18 protein-coding genes are annotated in these 18,105 nt (G+C 74.3%); 11 read left to right on the plus strand and 7 right to left on the minus strand.

What is annotated here, in order from left to right; genetic code table 11:
- Window positions 1-10: 10 nt before the first annotated feature.
- Together dhaL and IEZ05_RS30260 are read left to right on the plus strand one after the other, a co-directional pair.
- Window positions 11-610 carry a dihydroxyacetone kinase subunit DhaL gene (gene dhaL, locus IEZ05_RS30255; protein WP_189233461.1) on the plus strand — a complete coding sequence of 200 codons (600 nt, stop codon included), beginning with the start codon at window positions 11-13 and terminating at the stop codon, window positions 608-610.
- Window positions 603-1,013, plus strand: coding sequence for a PTS-dependent dihydroxyacetone kinase phosphotransferase subunit DhaM (locus IEZ05_RS30260; RefSeq protein ID WP_189233462.1), 411 nt, complete (start codon window positions 603-605; stop codon window positions 1,011-1,013). The genes dhaL and IEZ05_RS30260 overlap by 8 nt, the downstream gene beginning before the upstream one ends.
- A gap of 94 nt (window positions 1,014-1,107) precedes the next feature.
- Here IEZ05_RS30260 and IEZ05_RS30265 read toward each other — a convergent pair whose 3' ends face one another.
- The gene (locus IEZ05_RS30265) at window positions 1,108-1,956 is read right to left on the minus strand and encodes a glycoside hydrolase family 75 protein (RefSeq protein ID WP_189233463.1); all 849 of its coding nucleotides are present in this window, start codon (window positions 1,954-1,956) and stop codon (window positions 1,108-1,110) included.
- A gap of 466 nt (window positions 1,957-2,422) precedes the next feature.
- Between IEZ05_RS30265 and IEZ05_RS30270 the strand changes: the two genes are divergently transcribed.
- Window positions 2,423-3,436 (plus strand): fibronectin type III domain-containing protein, encoded by a 1,014-nt coding sequence (locus IEZ05_RS30270; protein WP_189233464.1) that lies wholly within the window; start codon window positions 2,423-2,425, stop codon window positions 3,434-3,436.
- Between the two features lie 168 nt (window positions 3,437-3,604).
- Entirely contained in the window at window positions 3,605-4,162 is a 558-nt protein-coding gene (locus IEZ05_RS30275; RefSeq protein WP_189233465.1) for a hypothetical protein, read from the plus strand.
- 16 nt (window positions 4,163-4,178) lie between these two features.
- Here the strand turns inward: IEZ05_RS30275 and IEZ05_RS30280 are convergent, their stop codons facing one another.
- The 4 genes from IEZ05_RS30280 to IEZ05_RS30295 form a co-directional block, all read right to left on the minus strand.
- Window positions 4,179-4,730 (minus strand): PadR family transcriptional regulator, encoded by a 552-nt coding sequence (locus IEZ05_RS30280; RefSeq protein ID WP_189233466.1) that lies wholly within the window; start codon window positions 4,728-4,730, stop codon window positions 4,179-4,181.
- Between the two features lie 42 nt (window positions 4,731-4,772).
- Window positions 4,773-6,788, minus strand: coding sequence for an NADPH-dependent 2,4-dienoyl-CoA reductase (locus tag IEZ05_RS30285; protein WP_189233467.1), 2,016 nt, complete (start codon window positions 6,786-6,788; stop codon window positions 4,773-4,775).
- 113 nt (window positions 6,789-6,901) lie between these two features.
- Complete coding sequence (locus IEZ05_RS30290; protein WP_189233468.1) at window positions 6,902-7,273, minus strand: hypothetical protein; 372 nt, start codon at window positions 7,271-7,273, stop codon at window positions 6,902-6,904.
- A 139-nt stretch (window positions 7,274-7,412) separates the two neighbouring features.
- Window positions 7,413-8,291, minus strand: a complete 879-nt coding sequence (locus IEZ05_RS30295; RefSeq protein WP_189233469.1) for a hypothetical protein — start codon at window positions 8,289-8,291, stop codon at window positions 7,413-7,415.
- A gap of 253 nt (window positions 8,292-8,544) precedes the next feature.
- On the opposite strand from IEZ05_RS30295, the gene IEZ05_RS30300 reads away from it, so the two are divergent.
- The gene (locus tag IEZ05_RS30300; RefSeq protein ID WP_189233470.1) at window positions 8,545-10,623 is read left to right on the plus strand and encodes a SpoIIE family protein phosphatase; all 2,079 of its coding nucleotides are present in this window, start codon (window positions 8,545-8,547) and stop codon (window positions 10,621-10,623) included.
- Between the two features lie 12 nt (window positions 10,624-10,635).
- Here IEZ05_RS30300 and IEZ05_RS30305 read toward each other — a convergent pair whose 3' ends face one another.
- Together IEZ05_RS30305 and IEZ05_RS30310 are read right to left on the minus strand one after the other, a co-directional pair.
- On the minus strand, window positions 10,636-11,451 hold the full coding sequence (locus tag IEZ05_RS30305) for a putative protein N(5)-glutamine methyltransferase (protein ID WP_189233471.1): 816 nt from the start codon (window positions 11,449-11,451) through the stop codon (window positions 10,636-10,638).
- Window positions 11,452-11,623: 172 nt separating this feature from the next.
- Window positions 11,624-12,697, minus strand: a complete 1,074-nt coding sequence (locus IEZ05_RS30310; RefSeq protein ID WP_189233472.1) for a hypothetical protein — start codon at window positions 12,695-12,697, stop codon at window positions 11,624-11,626.
- An 80-nt stretch (window positions 12,698-12,777) separates the two neighbouring features.
- On the opposite strand from IEZ05_RS30310, the gene IEZ05_RS30315 reads away from it, so the two are divergent.
- The 6 genes from IEZ05_RS30315 (at window position 12,778) to IEZ05_RS30340 (ending at window position 18,098) form a co-directional block, all read left to right on the plus strand.
- Complete coding sequence (locus IEZ05_RS30315; protein ID WP_189233473.1) at window positions 12,778-13,272, plus strand: MarR family winged helix-turn-helix transcriptional regulator; 495 nt, start codon at window positions 12,778-12,780, stop codon at window positions 13,270-13,272.
- Window positions 13,273-13,365: 93 nt separating this feature from the next.
- Window positions 13,366-13,971, plus strand: a complete 606-nt coding sequence (locus IEZ05_RS30320; protein ID WP_189233474.1) for a sulfite oxidase-like oxidoreductase — start codon at window positions 13,366-13,368, stop codon at window positions 13,969-13,971.
- On the plus strand, window positions 13,964-14,743 hold the full coding sequence (locus tag IEZ05_RS30325; protein ID WP_373298873.1) for a ferredoxin reductase: 780 nt from the start codon (window positions 13,964-13,966) through the stop codon (window positions 14,741-14,743). Before IEZ05_RS30320 ends, IEZ05_RS30325 begins: the two co-directional genes overlap by 8 nt.
- 257 nt (window positions 14,744-15,000) lie before the next feature.
- Window positions 15,001-15,582 (plus strand): Rv1733c family protein, encoded by a 582-nt coding sequence (locus IEZ05_RS30330; protein WP_189233475.1) that lies wholly within the window; start codon window positions 15,001-15,003, stop codon window positions 15,580-15,582.
- Between the two features lie 270 nt (window positions 15,583-15,852).
- Window positions 15,853-16,821, plus strand: a complete 969-nt coding sequence (locus tag IEZ05_RS30335; RefSeq protein ID WP_189233476.1) for an acetylxylan esterase — start codon at window positions 15,853-15,855, stop codon at window positions 16,819-16,821.
- A 110-nt stretch (window positions 16,822-16,931) separates the two neighbouring features.
- The gene (locus tag IEZ05_RS30340; RefSeq protein WP_189233477.1) at window positions 16,932-18,098 is read left to right on the plus strand and encodes a serine hydrolase domain-containing protein; all 1,167 of its coding nucleotides are present in this window, start codon (window positions 16,932-16,934) and stop codon (window positions 18,096-18,098) included.
- The last annotated feature ends 7 nt before the right edge of the window (window positions 18,099-18,105 follow it).

Consider the following 18,105-nt stretch of genomic DNA (forward strand, 5'->3'; position numbering starts at 1 on the left):
AGGAGATCCTGTGCTCGACGCCGACTTCTTCCGCCGTTGGATGACGGCGACCGCCGCGCTGGTCGACCGCGACGCGGAACGGCTCACCGCCCTCGACTCGCCCATCGGCGACGCCGACCACGGCAGCAATCTCCAGCGCGGGTTCACGGCCGTGACGGCCACGCTGCAGAAGGAGGCACCCGACACGCCCGGCGCGGTCCTGATGCTCGCCGGGCGGCAGCTCATCTCGACGGTCGGCGGCGCCTCGGGACCGTTGTACGGGACGCTGCTGCGCCGCACCGGCAAGGCGCTCGGCGACAGCGCCGAGGTGAGCGCGGAGCAGCTGGCCGAGGCGTTGCGGACGGGGGTGGACGCGGTCCGGACGCTCGGGGGCGCGGCGCCCGGCGACAAGACGATGATCGACGCCCTGGTGCCGGCCGTGGACGCCCTCGGTGACTCGTTCGCCGCGGCCCGCGCCGCCGCCGAGGAGGGCGCCGAGGCGACCACGCCGTTGCAGGCGCGCAAGGGCAGGGCGAGTTATCTGGGCGAGCGCAGCATCGGGCACCAGGATCCCGGTGCCACGTCGGCGGCGCTGCTGATCGCGGGGCTGGAGGAGGCATCCGGTGAGTGACGAGATGCTGGTCGGGATCGTGCTGGTGTCGCACAGTGCCGAGGTCGCGGCGTCCGTGGCCGAACTGACGAAGGCCCTGTCGGGTGGTGGCGCGGCGGTGCCGGTGGCTCCGGCGGGCGGCACCGCGGCCGGCGGGTTCGGCACCAGCTCCGAGCTGGTGTCCGCGGCCGCCGCGTCCGTGGACCGGGGCGCGGGTGTCGCCGTTCTCGCCGATCTGGGCAGCGCGGTGCTCACCGTCAAGGCCCTGCTGGCCGAGGGCGACGAACTGCCGGACAACACCCGTCTGATCGACGCCCCGTTCGTCGAGGGCGCGGTGGCCGCGGTCGTCACGGCGGCGACGGGCGCCGACCTGGCGGCGGTGGAGGCGGCGGCAGCCGAGGCGTACTCCTACCGGAAGGTGTAGCGCGCCGGGAGGGGCGGCGGCACGGCGCGCGCGGCCTCCGGTCGCCGGCCGAGCGGGCCGACGTGCCGGGGCGGGCGGTCGTCGCCCCAGCCGCTCAGTCGCCGTCGGCGAACTCCCGGGCCAGCCGTTCCCCCGTCCGCTCGGTGGCTGCCGTGTCCTCGAGGGGCTCGGTCCCGGTGTCCTTGAAGACGATGTACGTCACCCCGGAGGCGACGCCGCCGGTGCTCGGGTCGGCGGGGACGCCGAGCGCCTTGGCGGCCGCGTAGGACGCCTCGCCGATGATGTCGCGCGGGCCGACGTCGCCGACGACCGCGTACCCCACCCGGTCCCCGTGGACGACGGCCACGACCGAGCCGCCGCGCACGCCGTCCGCCCGGTGGTCCCAGATGCCGCTGGGCTGGGGCACGACGACGTAGGGCAGTTTCTCCGCGTCCAGCGGGCCGCCGTCGGAGCGGGTGTAGGCCGTGGCGGCGGTGAAGTGCGGGTCGGTGCGGGCGTTGCAGCGGGCGCCGCGCCGGCCGTCGCAGTCGATGTCCAGGTCGGCCTTCCAGAAGACGGCGTCCCGGGTGCCGCAGACCGGGATGTCCGCCCGGGCCCCCGCGTCACTGCGGTAGCGGCCGTGCGAGACGGGGGCGCAGTCCCGGGTCCTGGCGAGCAGGTCGGCGGCGCGGACGGGTCCCCGGGGTGTGCCGTCAGCGGGTCGGGCACCCGCGTCCGGGCCGGGTACGGGCCGGTCCCCGGACCGGGAGCCGGCCCGGCGCTCCGGCCTGAGGCGGGCCGCGGTCTCGGCCGCCGACACCGCCCGGGACCGGGTGGCGGCCTCGGGGACCGGCCGGACGTGGGACTGCGGGCCCGGCCGGGGCGGCGACGGTGCGGCGGGGAACGCCGTGGGGGCGAGCAGGGCGGCGCTGGCCGCGACCAGTGTCAGCGACTGGACACGCACGTTGTGGCCTCTCCTGGGGGGCATGGACGGACACTCGGCCCCATCTGTCCCCGGATCGGGCGCGCGGACCACCATCACAGGGCCAGACGGTGCGCACCCGGGCGGGCGACCCGGGGGGGGGGGGGCGTTAGGANAGGCAGACTCCAGGCAACGGTGCCGTGCAGACGCACCCGCGCGTGCCGGACCCCGCGACCCCGGCAAGATCCGAACGACACCCCCTGAGGGCGGGCGGGCCGGGTCCGGTTCCGGCCCGCCCGGCCGCCCGCGCCGGCGCGGGTTCAGCGACGACAGCGGCCCGCGCAACCGGCCACAACTCCCCTGAGTGCACGGGGACTTGGACCGTCAAGGTATCCAGGATACGTAACCCGTCCGGGCGATCGACCATGGCGGCCCTCTTGATGTGATCGCGTCACGGCGGCATATTGGTCCGGACCATTGCCGTCTGGCCGCCCCGGGAGGCAGAGCCGTGCGAGGCGTTCCCGTTCCCGCCCCCCACCGCGTCCCGCGCCGCTCGGTGCTGCTCCGCTGCGCCCTGGTCTGCGGGGCCCTCGCGCTGGCCTCGTCCTGCGGCTGGGGCACGGGCGGCGACGACGGTGGGGGCGGCCGTCCGCCGGGGGCGCCGACGGGCGTCACCGCCGAGGCGGGCAGCGCGACCAGCGTGCACGTGATGTGGAACGCCGTCGACGGGGTCGAGGCCTACGAGGTGTACCGCGGCGCCACCAAGGTGACGGAGGTGCCGGCCGCCGACCGCATGGTCGATGTCACCCGGCTCCACCCCTCGACCGCCTACGTCTTCACCGTGCGGGCGCGCGACGCCGACGGGCGGCTCGGGCCGAGCAGCGCGGAGGTGCGGGCGACGACCCCGGCCGCCGCGGCCGCCGACCGCTCCGCACCCACCCGGCCGCCGGGTGCGCACGGCCGGGTGGCGGGCAGCCGGGCGGTCCAGCTCACCTGGTCCGCGGCGACGGACGACCGGGGCGTCGTCTCGTACGACGTCCACCAGGGCGGCACGAAGATCCACAGCGTCGGCGGCGCCCAGACCGCGGCCGTCGTCACCGGCCTGCGTCCGGGCACCCGCTACGCGTTCACCGTCCGGGCGCGGGACGCCGCCGACAACGTCTCCCCCGCCAGTGCCGTCGTCCGCCTCACCACCCCGGGCGCCGACGACGGCCGTGCCACCGCGCCCACCGGCCTGCGCGCGGCGACCCACCGCGCCGACGGGGCGTACTACATCGACCTCGACTGGGTACCGCCGCGCACCGACGGCGTGGTCACCGAGTACGAGATCCACCTGGACGGCAGCAGGGCCACCTCGCTCGTGTACGGCGGCGACGCGCCGCGCGACCGGGCCGAGTACAGCTTCTACGCCGGACAGGAGGCCGGCACCACGCACCGGGTGCGGATCCGGGCCAAGCTGCCCGACGGGACCTGGGGCGGCTTCTCGGCGGAGCGGACGGTGACGACGGGCCGGGAGCGGTGACGCCCCGGCGGGTGCGCGGAGGGCCGTGAGCGCGTCACCTGGCCGGTCGCGCTCCGCATGCGGAGCCGGTCGCCGCCCTGTTGGCTGCCCCTGAGGGGGCAGCACGGGCGAACCGATCTCGGCGGCGCAAGGGATGTCCGCCAACCGTGCCGCCGGAGGGCAGTCCACATGCGCATCTCATCGCCACTTCTCCGCTCCGGCCTGACCGTGGCAGCCGCCGCCGCGCTGCCCGTCGCCCTGGCCGCGGGTCCGGCCGCGGCGGGTCCGGGGATCTCGGTGAGCACGACCGGCAGCACGGTGTCGGTCACGACCACCGCCTGCGCCCAGCTGAACGGCAGCTGGGGCACGGCCTCGCTGCTCACCAGCAGCCAGGGCAGCTTCGCCGAGGGCCGTCAGGTCGCGCTGTCGGGGACCAGCGCGGGCCAGTCCGCCGCCTGGTCGGGCATCTCCCCGGGCACCTACACGGTCGTCGTGGTGTGCTCGAACAACAGCACCGCCGGCACCCAGACCGTCATCGTGTCCTCGGCGCCCTCGCCCTCGCCCTCCCCCAGCCGGTCCGCCTCCCCCTCGCCGTCCGCGTCGCCGCGCGGGGTCCTCGGCGGGGTCGGCGGGGCCATCCAGGACTACAGCACCGTCACCCTCGTGACGGGCAGCGCGCTGATGGGGGGCGGGGTCATCGCCGCGGCCTGGTTCCTGCGCCGGCGCTCGAAGCCGTACCGGTTCTGAGCGCGCCGCGCGGGCGTCATGACGGGTCGTCGCCCGGCAGTTCGGCGAATTCCGCCAGGGCGTGCCTGAGCCACTGGGTCCAGAAGGTCTCCAGGTCGATGCCGGCGCGCAGCACCAGGTGCCGCAGCCGGTCCTCCGCGCTGTCCTTCCCGGGCGGGAAGTCGCGCTCCTCGATCTCCTCGTACTCGGCCAACTGCCGTTCGTGCAGCTCCAGATGGCGTCGCAGGTCCGCCTCGATGCCGGTGGTGCCGACCACGGCGGCGGCGCGCAGGCGCAGCAGCATGGTGTCCCGCAGGGGCCGCGGGTCCTGCGCGGCAGCGGTCCACCGGGCCAGTTCGTCGCGGCCGGCGGGCAGGACCTCGTAGCTCTTCTTCTGCCCGCGGGCGGGCTGCTGCTCGGGCAGTGCGCGGATCAGCCCCTGCGCTTCCAGTTTTCCCAGCTCGCGGTAGATCTGCTGGTGCGTCGCCGACCAGAAGTAGCCGATCGACTTGTCGAACCGGCGGGTCAGCTCCAGCCCCGACGACGGCTTTTCGACCAGGGCGGTGAGGATCGCGTGCGGGAGTGACATGGGCTCATCCTAGGGACGGCCCACGCCGCTCCCGCACGCCTCCTACAGCGCCGCCGCCAGTTCCGTGCCCTGCTTGATGGCCCGCTTGGCGTCCAGTTCGGCGGCCACGTCGGCGCCGCCGATGAGGTGGGCGCTGCGACCGGCGGCGACCAGCTCGTCGTACAGGCCGCGGCGCGGCTCCTGGCCGGTGCACAGGACGACCGTGTCGACCTCCAGCACCGTGGACTCGTCGCCGATCGTGACGTGCAGGCCGGCGTCGTCGATCCGGTCGTAGCGCACGCCCGGGACCATGGTGACGCCGCGGTGCTTGAGCTCGGTGCGGTGGATCCAGCCGGTCGTCTTGCCGAGACCGGCGCCGACCTTGGACGTCTTGCGCTGGAGCAGGTGGACGGTGCGCGGCGGTGCCGGGCGCTCGGGTGCGGCGAGGCCGCCGGGCGCGCGGTAGTCCATGTCGACGCCCCACAGGCGGAAGTAGGTGGCGGGGTCCTCGTGCGCCTTGTCGCCGCCGTCGGTGAGGAACTCGGCGACGTCGAAGCCGATGCCGCCCGCGCCGAGGATGGCGACGCGGTCGCCTACGGGGGCGCCGTCGCGCAGGACGTCCAGGTAGCCGAGGACGCTCGGGTGGTCGACGCCGGGGATGTCGGGGACGCGCGGGGTGACGCCGGTGGCGACGACGACCTCGTCGTGGCCGGCGAGGTCGTCCGCGCCCACCCGGGTGTTCAGCCGTACGTCGACGCCGTGCGCGTCGAGCTGGGTCCGGAAGTAGCGCAGGGTCTCGTCGAACTCCTGCTTGCCGGGGACCTTGCGGGCGACGTTGAGCTGGCCGCCGATCTCGCCGGCGGCGTCGAAGAGGGTGACCTCGTGGCCGCGCTCGGCCGCGCTCACGGCGCAGGCCAGCCCGGCCGGTCCGGCGCCGACCACGGCGACGCGCTTGCGGAGCCGGGTCGGGGAGAGGACCAGCTCGGTCTCGTGGCAGGCGCGCGGGTTGACCAGACAGGAGGTGATCTTCCCGCCGAAGGTGTGGTCGAGGCAGGCCTGGTTGCAGCCGATGCAGGTGTTGATGGCCTCGGGGCGGCCGGCCTCCGCCTTGGCGACGAAGTCGGGGTCGGCGAGCATCGGGCGGGCCATCGACACCATGTCGGCGGTGCCCTCGGCGAGCAACTGCTCGGCCACCTCGGGGGTGTTGATGCGGTTGGTCGTGACGAGCGGCACCGACACCTCGCCCATCAGCCGCTTGGTCACCCAGGTGTACGCGCCGCGCGGCACGGAGGTGGCGATGGTGGGGATGCGGGCCTCGTGCCAGCCGATGCCGGTGTTGATGATGGTCGCTCCGGCGGCCTCGACGGCCTTGGCGAGCGTGACGACCTCCTCCAGCGTGGAGCCGCCGGGGACCAGGTCGAGCATGGACAGGCGGTAGACGACGATGAAGTCCTCGCCGACCGCCTCGCGCACCCGGCGGACGATCTCGACGGGGAAGCGCATGCGGTTCTCGTAGGACCCGCCCCAGCGGTCGGTGCGCCGGTTGGTGTGCGTGGCGATGAACTCGTTGATGAGGTAGCCCTCGGAGCCCATGATCTCGACGCCGTCGTAACCGGCCTCGCGGGCGAGGCGGGCGGTGCGGGCGTAGTCGTCGATGGTCCGCTCGACCTCGTCGTCGGTCAGCTCGCGGGGCACGTGAGGGCTGATCGGCGCCTGGAGCGGGCTCGGGGCGACGAGGTCGGCGTGGTAGGCGTAGCGGCCGAAGTGCAGGATCTGCATGGCGATCCGGCCGCCCTCGCGGTGCACGGCCTCGGTGACGACGCGGTGCCGCGCGGCCTCCGCCTCGGTGGTGAGCTTGGCGCCGCCTTCGTAGGGCCGGCCCTCGTCGTTGGGGGCGATGCCGCCGGTGACGATGAGGCCCACTCCCCCGCGGGCCCGGGCGGCGTAGAAGGCGGCCATGCGCTCGAAGCCGCGCTCGGCCTCCTCCAGGCCCACGTGCATGGAGCCCATGAGGACCCGGTTGGGCAGGGTGGTGAAGCCCAGGTCGAGCGGGCTCAGCAGGTGGGGGTAACGGCTCATCGGGCCCTCCGTGCGCGGTGTCGTGCCTCTTTTGTAGAGGACGGCCGCCTCTTTGTGCAACTAGTTGCACAAAGAGGCGGCGCACACCACACCGCCCCGTCGGGCCGGTCCGGTCAGCGGCTCTCCAGCCGTACGTGCAGTTCGCGCTCCTGGTCGCCGGAGGCCGTGCTCAGGTCGTGCACGGTGAACAGGGAGTCCAGGGTGGTGCGGAATCGCTCGATCGCCCAGTAGCCGCCCTGCACGTCGGCCTCCACGGACGCGTGGAGCCGGGTGGGACCGCACTGGCCCTGGTGGGCGTCGGCCACGTCGAAGGTGCCGAGCCACACGGTCGGGCGCACGTCGTCGTACTCCCGGGTCACGTCGCCCGCGTGCCGGTCGGACGAGAAGCACGCGCACAGGGCGTCGAACACGGTGCGGGCGTCCTCCTTGTCGCATCCGCTCAGCTCCACCGAGACGGACTCCGGATGCAGTCGCTCGCCGTCCATCGTGATCGCTCCTCTCCTGGCCGCGGTGCGGTGCCGCTGACCGATCCAGAGCGTGGACGTCCCACGGCAACCGCACCCATACCCCCAGAAAAGCACCACCTCGGGCGGAGCACTACCGGCACGGGCGGTGGCCGGCGTCTCAGCCCCGGGTGAGGCGGTACGTCTTGCTGTCGGTCAGCACGCAGAAGCCCGGAGAGACGACGATCACGCGCAGGGTGCCGGTACGGCGGTCGTAGTCGACGCCCTCCGCCTCGAAGGCGCCGGAGCAGGCGCTGCGCAGCGGCAGCTGCTGCAGGGCGGTGACGCGGCCGGTGACGTCGGCGGTGCCGGCCGGCGCGGCGGAGAGGTCGATCCGCAGCAGCGGCTTGGTGAGCCCGAAGAGGGTGCCCTCCGGGTCGTCGGAGGAGCACAGCAGGGTGGTCGCGTCGAGGAAGTCGCAGCCCTGGACGTCGCGCACGGCGTGGTCCAGGTGGACGGTGGCCGCCTGCGGGAGGTTCGCCGAGGGCGAGGTGGCCGGGTTGACCCCGGGCGTCGGGAAGACCAGCAGCCGGTTCATGGTGCCCCACTCGCCGGACAGCATCCACTGGCCGTCCGGCGAGATCGCGGCCCAGGAGTTGTTCAGCGCCTCGCCCGCGCTCAGCGTGTGCACGTACTCCGACCAGCGGCCGTCCGGCGCCTGCACGCGGAACATCTTCGAGTTCCCGTCGTCACGCTGGTACGGCTCGACGTAATGCCCGTCATAAGAGGCGTCGGGGTCGCCGACGTGATTCCAGCCGCGGCCGGCGAGGCCCCAGGGGACGGTGCCGATCCCTGTGTAGCGGTTCGGACTGCCGGCTGGGACCTCCACCGAGGCCAGACCCTGGCTCTCGGTGAGCGGGTCGGCCCGGTCCGATCCGGCCTCGGTCCAGGTGTCGGCGGCGGGGGCGGCGGCCCCGGCGGGCGGGGCGGCGAGGAAGAGGGCGAGGGCGGCAAGTCCGGTCAGGACCGCGTGACAACGTTGCCGGGCGCGCAGGGGCATGAGTCGGCTCCTCGGTGGGGGTCGGGCGGCACGCACTCGGCGCACAGTCTGGCCCGCCCGCCTTGGTCATGTACAGACCAAAGACGCATCGGGTCTGACACGTCCCGCGGAGCGGTAGCCGCGCCGCGGGGAGATGCTGGAGGGGACGGCAGAGGCCTCGGAGAAACGGCCCTGCACGAGGTGGAACGCGGTAGAACAAAGGAGTCGGCATCACGAAGACGTGCCGCGTGGAACGGCGAAGGCGGGGCGTGGGATGAGTGCAGCCGGGTCTGCCGGTTTCGAGGGCGCCGAGCCGCCGCGCGGACCCGTGCGTCCCAGCGGGCTGCTCGACGTGCTGAACGTGGCCTCGGTCGTGCTGGACACCGAGGGCCGGATCGTGCTGTGGAGCCCGCAGGCCGAGGAGCTGTTCGGCTACTCCGCCCAGGAGGCGCTGGGTGAGTACGCCGCCCGGATCATGGTCCACGAGAAACATCTCGACCTGGTCGTGAAGCTGTTCGCCGACGTGATGAAGACCGGCCGGAGCTGGGCCGGCGCCTTCCCCGTCCGCCGCAAGGACGGCGCCACCCGGCTGGTCGAGTTCCGCAACATGCGGCTGCTCGACGACCGGGGCGACGTCTACGCGCTCGGGCTCGCGGTCGACCGGTCCACGGTGCGCCGACTGGAGCACGACGTGGCCCTGTCCGCCCGGGTGATCACGCAGTCCCCGATCGGACTGGCGGTCCTGGACACGGACCTGCGGTACGTGTCGGTCAACCCGGCGCTGGAGCGGATCAACGGCGTCCCCGCCGAGGCCCATGTCGGCCGCACGATCCGGGAGGTGCTGCCGGAGGTGGGCGCCGACGCGCTGGAGGGCGCGGCGCGCAGGGTGCTGGAGACCGGGCGGCCGGTCGTCGACCAGTCCGCGACCGGTCGGACCCCGGCCGACCCGGACGAGGACCATGCCTGGTCGGTCTCGCTGTACCGGCTGGAGGACGCCCTCGGCGCGGTGCTGGGTGTGGCCGTCTCGATCGTGGACGTCACCGAGCAGTACCGGGCGGGCGTCGAGGCGGAGGCCGCGCGGCGCCGTCTCGCCGCCGTCGCCGACGCCTCCGCCCGGATCGGCACCACGCTGGAGCTGGACCGCACGGCCCGCGAACTGGCCGACGTGGCCGTGCCGGACCTCGCCGACATAGCGGCCGTGGACCTGCTGGAGGCCGTGGTCAAGGGCCGCCGCAGCACCCTGGCCCCCGCCGAGCCCGCGGTGATCCGGGCCCTGGCCGTCCAGGCGGACAACGCCCCCGAGGCGCTGCGGGCGGCCGATCCGCCCGGACAGGTCGCCCGGTACGGGCCGGAGCGCCTGGTCACCGAGTGCGTGCGCACCGCCCGGCCCGTGATGGTGGCCGAGGTGACGGACGAGGACCTGACCCGCATCGCCCGTTCACCCGAGGCGGCCGAGCTGCTGCGCCGGGCCGGCGTGCACTCGTACCTCGCCGTCCCGCTGATCGCGCGCGGCGAGGTGCTCGGCGCCCTGGATCTGAAGCGGACCGCCAATCCCATGCCGTTCGACGAGGACGATCTGCTGCTGGCCCGGGAGCTGGCCGCGCGCGCGGCGCTGCAGATCGACAACGCCCGCTGGTACCAGAACGCCCGCGACGCCGCCCTCACCCTGCAGCGCAGCATGCTGCCGAGCCACCCGCGGGTGACGGGCGGTCTGGAGGTCGCCTCCCGGTACCAGCCCGCCGAGGCCACCAGCGAGGTCGGCGGCGACTGGTTCGACGTCATCCCGCTGGAGGGCTGCAAGACGGCCCTGGTCGTGGGCGACGTGATGGGCAGCGGCATCACGGCGGCGGCGTCCATGGGACGGCTGCGCACCGCGACGAACACACTGGCCGCCCTGGACCTGGATCCGGCGCTGCTGCTCGAACACCTCGACCGGACCACGGCCGGCCTGGACCAGGCCATCGCGACCTGTGTGTACGCCGTCCACGACCCGCACGCCCGGCAGTGCCGCATCGCCAACGCCGGGCACCTGCCGCCGGTGCGGCTGCGCGCCGGCCGCCCTCCGGAGCTGCTGGACCTGCCCACCGGGGTGCCGCTCGGGGTGGGCGGCGTCGCCTTCTCCACCACCACCGTCGATCTGGAACCGGGCGACCGGCTGGTGTTCTACACCGACGGTCTCGTCGAGACGCGCCAGCAGCCGATCGACGACCGGCTGGCCGCGCTCCTGGCCGTGCTGGAGGGCCCGGACCGTCCCTTGGAGGAGGTCTGCGACCTGCTCCTGCGCACGCTGCACGAGCCGCAGAACTCCGACGACGTGGCCCTGCTGATCGCCCGGGCCACTCCACCGGAGTAGACCGGCGCTCCGCTACCGCCTGACGCCGATCACCACCTGCGCGTACAGCTCGTCGCTGACCGCGAGGCGAGTGGTCAGCCCGCCGCGGGTGAAGGCGTCGACGGCGGCCGGGGCCTGGCGTTCGCTCGTCTCGACCAGCACGCAGCCGCCGGGCGCGAGCCAGCCGGACGCCTCGGCGGCGACCCGGCGCAGCACGTCGAGGCCGTCGGTGCCGCCGTCGAGGGCGACCAGCGGCTCGTGGTCGCGGGCCTCGGCGGGCAGCAGGGCGACCTCCCCGGTGGGGACGTAGGGCACGTTGGCGGCGAGTATGTCGATCCGCCCGCGCAGCGCGCCGGGCAGCGCGTCGAACAGGTCGCCGGTGTGCACCTGGCCGCCGGCGGCGGTGAGGTTGCCGCGGGCGCAGCGCACGGCGGCCGGGTCGACGTCGGCGGCATGCACCTCGGGCCGGTCGAGGGCGGCGGCCAGGGCCGCGCCGACGGCGCCCGAACCGCAGCACAGGTCCACGACGACGCCCGCGTCGGGCGCGTGGGCGAGGGCCTGGTCCACGAGGAACTCGGTACGGCGGCGGGGGACGAAGACACCGGGCGCCACGGCGATGCGCAGCCCGTGGAACTCGGCCCAGCCGAGGACGAGTTCCAGGGGGAGGCCGGTGACGCGGCGGTCGACCAGCGCGGCGAGTTCGCCGGGGGTGCGGGCGGCGTCGAGGATCAGCTCCGCCTCGTCCTCGGCGAAGACGCACCCCGCGGCGCGGAGCGCGGACACGACGGAGTCACGGGAGGGGAAGGCGGAGGCGGAAGGAGAAGAGGACGCCGGGAACAGTGGAGGCATGGAAGCCGAGAGCCTTTCGAGAACCGAAGGGCGCTCTCCCGGTCACCGGTGGCCGGTGACCGCACTGCCGAGAGGTGAGAGCACCCGGGCCGACACAGCGGTAATGGGTCTCACCTCCCAGGTGTTCGGCGGCCGGGACTGCCCGCGGCCGTCGGCCACACTACCCCAACGATCAGACGGCGACGGTCTCCTCGGCCTCTTCGTCGGCCTCTTCCGCCGCCTCCTCGCCGGCGGCCGGTTCCGCCTTCTCCCCGTCCGGCCTCGCGTGCCTCGGGTGAGCCGGCGCGGGCGCGCCGACCCGCTCGCGGAGGGCGGCGACGCCCGTCACCACGAGCCCGAGCAGCAGCCAGGCGACCAGGGTCCAGACGCTGCGCCCCAGTCCGTCGCCGTCGAAGTAGAGCAGGCTGCGGGTGCCCTCGACGAAGCCGGCGCCGTTCCAGAAGGCGTGCAGGGTGCCGAAGAAGCCGTTCTGCAGCTCGGGGCGGAACAGGCCGCCGGAGGTGGTGAAGTTGAGCATCACGAACAGCACCATCATGGCGAGCGTGGTCCACCGCTTGAGGAAGGTGTGCAGGCCGACGCCGATGAACAGGATGCCGGCGGCGTAGAGCCAGGCCATGCCCCACAGGCCGGCGAGGTCGTGGTGCGCGAGGTGGAACACGGGTCCGGCGAGCAGGGCGCCGATGCCGCTGACGACGACCGAGACGCCGAGCGTCAGCAGGGCGCGGATCCTCATCGGCAGCGCGGACCCGGCGGCGCCGAGGGCGGCCACGGAGGCGTAGGAGCCGATGCTGACCGCGATCAGCAGGAAGAACAGCCCCTGCCCGGTGGGGTCGTCGTCGACCGGGGTGGCGACGTCGGTGACCTTCAGCGGGACGCCCTGCCGCTCGGCGAGCGGGGTGAAGACCTTCTCCGCGGCCATGGCGCCCATGTCGGAGGCGGCGGTGGCCACGACGACCTCGGGCGCCTCGCCGCCGGGCACGTAGGCGCCGGTGATGTCACGGTGCCGGAGCAGGTCGACGGCCTCGGAGCGGGTGGGGACGGTCCGGACGTCGAGCGCGTCACCGCCCCCGTCCTTGACCGTCTGGGCGAGCACCTTGGCCTCGGGACCCGAGCCGACGACGGCGACGGGCAGGTGGTTCGGCTCGGGGGTGACGAAGGCCCCCATGTACGCGAGCCCCATGCCGACGCACATCAGCAGCGGGGTGATCAGGTGCGTGAGCACATGGCGCAGGGCGTGCGACCTCATCGGCCCGCATCCTCCAATGGTTGGCTTATACAACTACGACTTCAAGTTGTACTATACAACCGAACTGCGAGGGAGGATCCGTGACGGCAGCCGAGAGGTCCGATGAGACCACTGTCACCCCCGGCGCCCGCGCGGCGGACACGGCCGTGGAGACCATCCAGCGGGAGATGACGGCCTTTGCCCGCCGTGCCCGCGCCTCGGCGGGGCGCATGCACCCCGAGCTGTCGCTGGTGTCGTACACGCTGCTCGGGCATCTGGAGGAGCGGGACGGGTGCCGGGCCACCGACCTGGCCGCCCACTACGCCCTGGACAAGTCCACCGTGAGCCGGCAGGTGGCCGCGCTGGAGCGCGCCGAGCTGGTCGAGCGGCGCGTGGACCCGGACGACCACCGCGTCCAGGTCCTGCATCTGACGGACGCCGGCCGGCGCATCCTGGCGCAGGTGACGGAGAGCCGCCGGACCGCGTTCCGGGAGCGGCTGGCCGACTGGTCCGAGGAGGACCTGATCCGCTTCGCCGCGTATCTGGAGCGGTACAACGCGTGGCAGGACGCCGGGCCCGGCGAGGACCCGGTCTGAGGTCCCGCCCGAAGGCACGTACCGTTGACCGCGTACGCACTGATCACGCCGACCGCGGGCAGCCCCTCCCCGTCGGCCGAAAGGCCCCGCCGCATGAACACCACCCGAGGCTTCACCGGGCGCGCACGCTCCGCCCGGCCGGGACTTCCGCCCGGCCAGTACGACGCGGGCGACGACTGGCCCGTGCTGTCCGCCGAGGTCACGCCCGACCTGGCCCCCGACGACTGGTCCTTCCGCATCGGCGGACTGGTGGCCCGGCCCCGCACCTGGAACCGGGCCGACGCCGACCGGCTGCCGGCCTCGGCGTACGCCGGCGACATCCACTGCGTGACCGGCTGGTCGAAGTTCGGCGTGCGGTTCGGGGGCGTGTCCCTGGACGCCTTCCTGGACGCGGCCGGCCCCTTGCCGTCCGCCACGCACGCCGTCGCCTACGCGCACACCGGCTACACCGCGAACCTGCCGCTGGCCGACCTGACCGGCGGGCGCGCGTGGATCGCGTGGGAGTACGACGGGCAGCCGCTGGCCCCCGAGCACGGCGGTCCGGCGCGGCTGGTGGTGCCGCACCTGTACTTCTGGAAGAGCGTCAAGTGGATCGCGGGCCTGGAGCTCCTCGACCACGACGAGCCGGGCTTCTGGGAACAGAACGGCTATCACGCGCGCGGCAATCCCTGGGAGGAGCAGCGGTACTCCGGTGACTGAGACGGCGACGACACACAGCACACCCGCCTTCACTCCCCCGACGCGGTTCGCCGTGCCCGGGCGCATCGAGGTGGACGGCCGGGTGGCCGGGACGTGGCAGACGGCCACGCTCACGGAGATCCGCCGCGAGACGCCCCGCGCGGCCACCTTCCGGCTGGCGGTCCCCGGCTGGGCGGGGCACGTACCTGGCCAGCACCTGATGCTGCGGCTGACCGCGCCCGACGGGTACGTGGCCCAGCGCCACTACTCCCTGGCGTCCGCGCCCGACGACTCGGGGCACATCGAGCTGACCCTCGACCATGTGGCCGACGGCGAGGTGTCCGGCTGGTTCCACACGGTGGCCAGGCCCGGCGACCGGATCGAGGTGCGGGGCCCGCTCAGCGGCTTCTTCGCCTGGCCCGGCGACCGGCCCGCGCTGCTGCTCGGCGCCGGCTCCGGCGTGGTGCCGCTCATGTCGATGGTGCGCCACCACCGGGCACGGGGGCTGTCGGTGCCGGTGCGGCTGCTGGTGTCGGCGCGCAGCCCGGAGGAGCTGATCTACGCGCGGGAGTTCGGGCCGGAGACGACGCCCGTGTTCACCCGGAGCGCTCCGGAGGGGACGCCGGTGGGACGGCTGACCGCCGCGCACCTGGCGCCCCTGCTCGCCGACCCGCCCGCCGGAGGCTGGGAGGCGTACGTGTGCGGCTCGAACTCCTTCGCGGAGCACGCCTCGCGGCTGCTGGTGGCGGCGGGACAGCCGGTGGACCGGATCCGTATCGAGCGCTTCGGCTGACCGCGGGGGCCGCGGGAGCGGGCCGTGTCCGGGCCGTGTTTCCCCGCGCGTGGGCTGGGCACTTGGGCGGCGGCACGGAACGGCCGTCCGGCGACTCGGCGTGAGCGACGTGGTGGGCGGTGAGCAAGACCCGCCGGACGGGGTACCGGACCTGTGCGGGGCACGCGCACGCGTGACGCGATGCGGAGACGGCGGCGGCCCACCCCGTACGGCCGCTCGTCGCATCCTCCGGTCGCGGTGACCGCGAGGAGGTCGACATGCGAACCCGGGTGCGCGGCTGGCGCTGGCGGCGCAATCCGCTGCGGCGCCGGTCGGACGTCGTGGAGGCGTGGACCGCGCTGGTCGTCGCCGTCCTGCTGGTCGTCGGCGCTCCGCTGCTGGGGGCTGCCGCGGCCCTGTGGGCCCACGGCCAGGCGCAGACGGTCGCGGCGCAGCAGCGCGCCGAGCGCCACCGCGTGCACGCCACGGTGATCGACCGGACCCCGGACAGCCTGTCGTCGGTGCAGACCGGCGGGCAGTCGTACCGCGCGACCGTGCGCTGGACCACGCCGGACGGTGACACGCAGACCACCACGAGCCGTGTCCCGGCCGGTGCCAGGCAGGGCGACGTGATCGCCGTGTGGCTCGACACCCAGGGCCGGAGCGTGCCGCCGCCGGCCGGCGACTCCGCGGTCTGGGAGCACACCGTCACCGTCGGCGCGTTCACGACCCTGGGCGCCGCCCTCACCGTCCTCCTCGCGCAGTGCGTCGTCCACCGGACGGCGCTGCGGCGCCGGATGGCCGAGTGGGAGCGCGACTGGGCGCGTACGGAACCGCAGTGGACACACCGCCGGGCCTGACGCCGACGGCTTCGCCCGCACGGCCGGCGGCCGGCTCCAGGCGCGGGTGACCCGACCACCTGGGCCGGTCACCGGTGATCCGGCGACCGGCGTGGCCGCTCCCCGGGACCAGGGAATCCTGCTGACCAGCGGATCGGCGCGTCATCCGGTTGCGGCGCGGCGTCGGTGCCGAGCCGGGCCCCGGAGGGATCTGGCGAGTCGTCCGACCACTCACGTACGGTGTGATCATCCGTACGGCCCCGCACTGTCTCCCCGCAAAGGCGGTTCTCGATGGCCCTGTTCGACCTTCCGCTCGAGGAACTCCGCGCCCACCGCAGCGAGTCCACCGAGCCCGAGGACTTCGACGCGTTCTGGAGCAAGACCCTCCAGGAGGCCCGCGCGCACGACCTCGACGCCCGCTTCGAACCGGTCGACACGGGACTGTCCACGGTGCGGGTGTACGACGTGACGTTCGCCGGGTTCGGGGGTCACCCGGTGAAGGGCTGGCTGATCCTGCCCGCCGCGGCCGAGGAGCCGCTGCCGCTGGTGGTGGAGTTCGTCGGGTACGGCGGCGGGCGTGGGCTGCCGCACGAGCACCTGCTGTGGGCGTCCACGGGCCGGGCGCACTTCGTGATGGACACCCGAGGCCAGGGCAGTGCCTGGGGCGGCGGTGGCGGGACCGCCGACCCGGTCGGCGGCACGCCCGCGTACCCGGGCTTCATGACCCGCGGCATCGACGCCCCGGAGAACTACTACTACCGGCGCGTCTTCACCGACGCGGTGCGCGCGGTCGAGGCGGCGCGCTCGCACCCGCTGACCGACCCGGCGCGCACGGTCGCGCTGGGCGGCAGCCAGGGCGGCGGCATATCGATCGCGGTCGGCGGCCTGGTGCCGGACCTGGCGGCCGTCGCGCCGGACGTGCCGTTCCTGTGCGACTTCCCGCGTGCGGTGACGCTCACCGACCGGCACCCGTACCGGGAGGTGGGCCTGTACCTGAAGACGCACCGCGGCCGCACGGGGGACGCCCTGCGCACGCTGTCCTACTTCGACGGCGTGCACTTCGCGGCCCGCGGCCGGGCCCCCGCCCTGTTCTCGGCGGCACTCGAGGACCAGACCTGCCCGCCGTCGACCGTCTTCGCGGCGTTCAACGCGTGGGCGCACGAGGACAAGGCGATCGAGGTGTACGACTTCAACGACCACGAGGGCGGCGGTCCCTTCCAGGAGGCCGCGAAGCTCCGCTGGCTGCGCTCGTACGCCTGAGCCCGGGCGGGCCGTGTCCGCGGGCTTCCGTCCGGTCCGACCAGTCGGTACGTTCTTCGGGGCCGGGCCGTGACATCGCGGCCCGGTTTCCGGCGTACGACGGAGGGCCCATGGCAGAGCACGAGGCACCGGTCGACGGCCGCTGCGACGCCCGCTTCGCGGCGGTGCGCAGCGCGTTCGAGGAGAACTTCCGGGAGCGGGGGGAACTGGGCGCCGCGGTGACGGTCACCGTCGACGGCGCGACGGTGGTGGACCTGTGGGGCGGCTGGGCCGACGCGGCCCGCACCCGCCCCTGGGAGCGGGACACGGTGGTCAACCTGTGGTCGACGTCCAAGGGCCCGACCGCCCTGTGCGCCCACATCCTCGCCGACCGCGGACTGCTCGACCTCGACGCGCCGGTGGCCGCCTACTGGCCCGAGTTCGCCGCGTCGGGGAAGGACAAGGTGCTCGTACGGCATCTGCTGTCGCACCGCGCCGGCCTGCCCGGTCTGCGGGAACCGCATCCGGTGGCCGCGCTGTACGACTGGGAGCAGACCACCGCCCGGCTGGCGGCCATGGAGCCCTGGTGGGAACCCGGCACCCGCTCCGGCTATCACGCGATCACCTACGGACACCTGGTCGGCGAGGTCGTGCGGCGTGTGTCGGGGCTGCTGCCCGGGGCGTTCCTCGCGCGCGAGGTGACCGGGCCGCTCGGGATCGACTTCACCATCGGACTGCCCGAGCGGGAGGCGGGGCGGGCGGCCGAGCTGGTGCATCCACGCGCCGCGTCCGGCAGCGAACAGGCCGCCGTCTTCGCCCAGTTGGCACCCGCGGCCCTGGCCGCGCTGACCAACCCCCCGGTGGGGGCGGCGGAGGCCAACACGGCGGCGTGGCGGGCCGCCGAGATCCCGGCGGCCAACGGGCACGGTACGGCGCGCGCGGTCGCCGCGCTGTACGGGATCTTCGCGGGCCGGGGCTCGTACGGCGGCCACCGCCTGCTGTCCCCGGAGGCCGCCGAGCGGGTCCGCGAGGGGCAGGGCGCCTGCCGCGACCTGGTCCTCGGCGCCGGCTTCGCCCACGAGACGGAGATCGGGCTCGGGCTGTGGCTCAGTGGCCCGAACGGCTCCTACGGGCCCAATCCGCGGGCTTTCGGACACGACGGCTTCGGCGGGTCCTCGGGGCTGGCGGACCCCGAGGCCGGGGTCTCACTGGGCTATGCGATGAACCGCATGGGGCCGCACATCGCCGACGACCCGCGCAAGATGGCGCTGGTGGAGGCCCTGTACAGCGCCCTGTGAGGGGGCG

The sequence above is a fragment of the Streptomyces flaveolus genome, assembly GCF_014648815.1.
Taxonomy (GTDB): domain Bacteria; phylum Actinomycetota; class Actinomycetes; order Streptomycetales; family Streptomycetaceae; genus Streptomyces; species Streptomyces flaveolus.

Bases quoted from the DNA above. Each gene is read 5' to 3' on its own strand.
- IEZ05_RS30280 (WP_189233466.1), bottom strand. From the start codon at position 4,730: ATGTCACTCCCGCACGCGATCCTCACCGCCCTGGTCGAAAAGCCGTCG.
- IEZ05_RS30295 (WP_189233469.1), bottom strand. From the start codon at position 8,291: ATGCCCCTGCGCGCCCGGCAACGTTGTCACGCGGTCCTGACCGGACTT.
- IEZ05_RS30340 (WP_189233477.1), top strand. From the start codon at position 16,932: ATGGCAGAGCACGAGGCACCGGTCGACGGCCGCTGCGACGCCCGCTTC.
- IEZ05_RS30290 (WP_189233468.1), bottom strand. From the start codon at position 7,273: ATGGACGGCGAGCGACTGCATCCGGAGTCCGTCTCGGTGGAGCTGAGC.
- IEZ05_RS30320 (WP_189233474.1), top strand. From the start codon at position 13,366: ATGAACACCACCCGAGGCTTCACCGGGCGCGCACGCTCCGCCCGGCCG.
- IEZ05_RS30285 (WP_189233467.1), bottom strand. From the start codon at position 6,788: ATGAGCCGTTACCCCCACCTGCTGAGCCCGCTCGACCTGGGCTTCACC.
- IEZ05_RS30330 (WP_189233475.1), top strand. From the start codon at position 15,001: ATGCGAACCCGGGTGCGCGGCTGGCGCTGGCGGCGCAATCCGCTGCGG.
- IEZ05_RS30310 (WP_189233472.1), bottom strand. From the start codon at position 12,697: ATGAGGTCGCACGCCCTGCGCCATGTGCTCACGCACCTGATCACCCCG.
- IEZ05_RS30300 (WP_189233470.1), top strand. From the start codon at position 8,545: ATGAGTGCAGCCGGGTCTGCCGGTTTCGAGGGCGCCGAGCCGCCGCGC.
- IEZ05_RS30335 (WP_189233476.1), top strand. From the start codon at position 15,853: ATGGCCCTGTTCGACCTTCCGCTCGAGGAACTCCGCGCCCACCGCAGC.
- IEZ05_RS30275 (WP_189233465.1), top strand. From the start codon at position 3,605: ATGCGCATCTCATCGCCACTTCTCCGCTCCGGCCTGACCGTGGCAGCC.
- IEZ05_RS30305 (WP_189233471.1), bottom strand. From the start codon at position 11,451: ATGCCTCCACTGTTCCCGGCGTCCTCTTCTCCTTCCGCCTCCGCCTTC.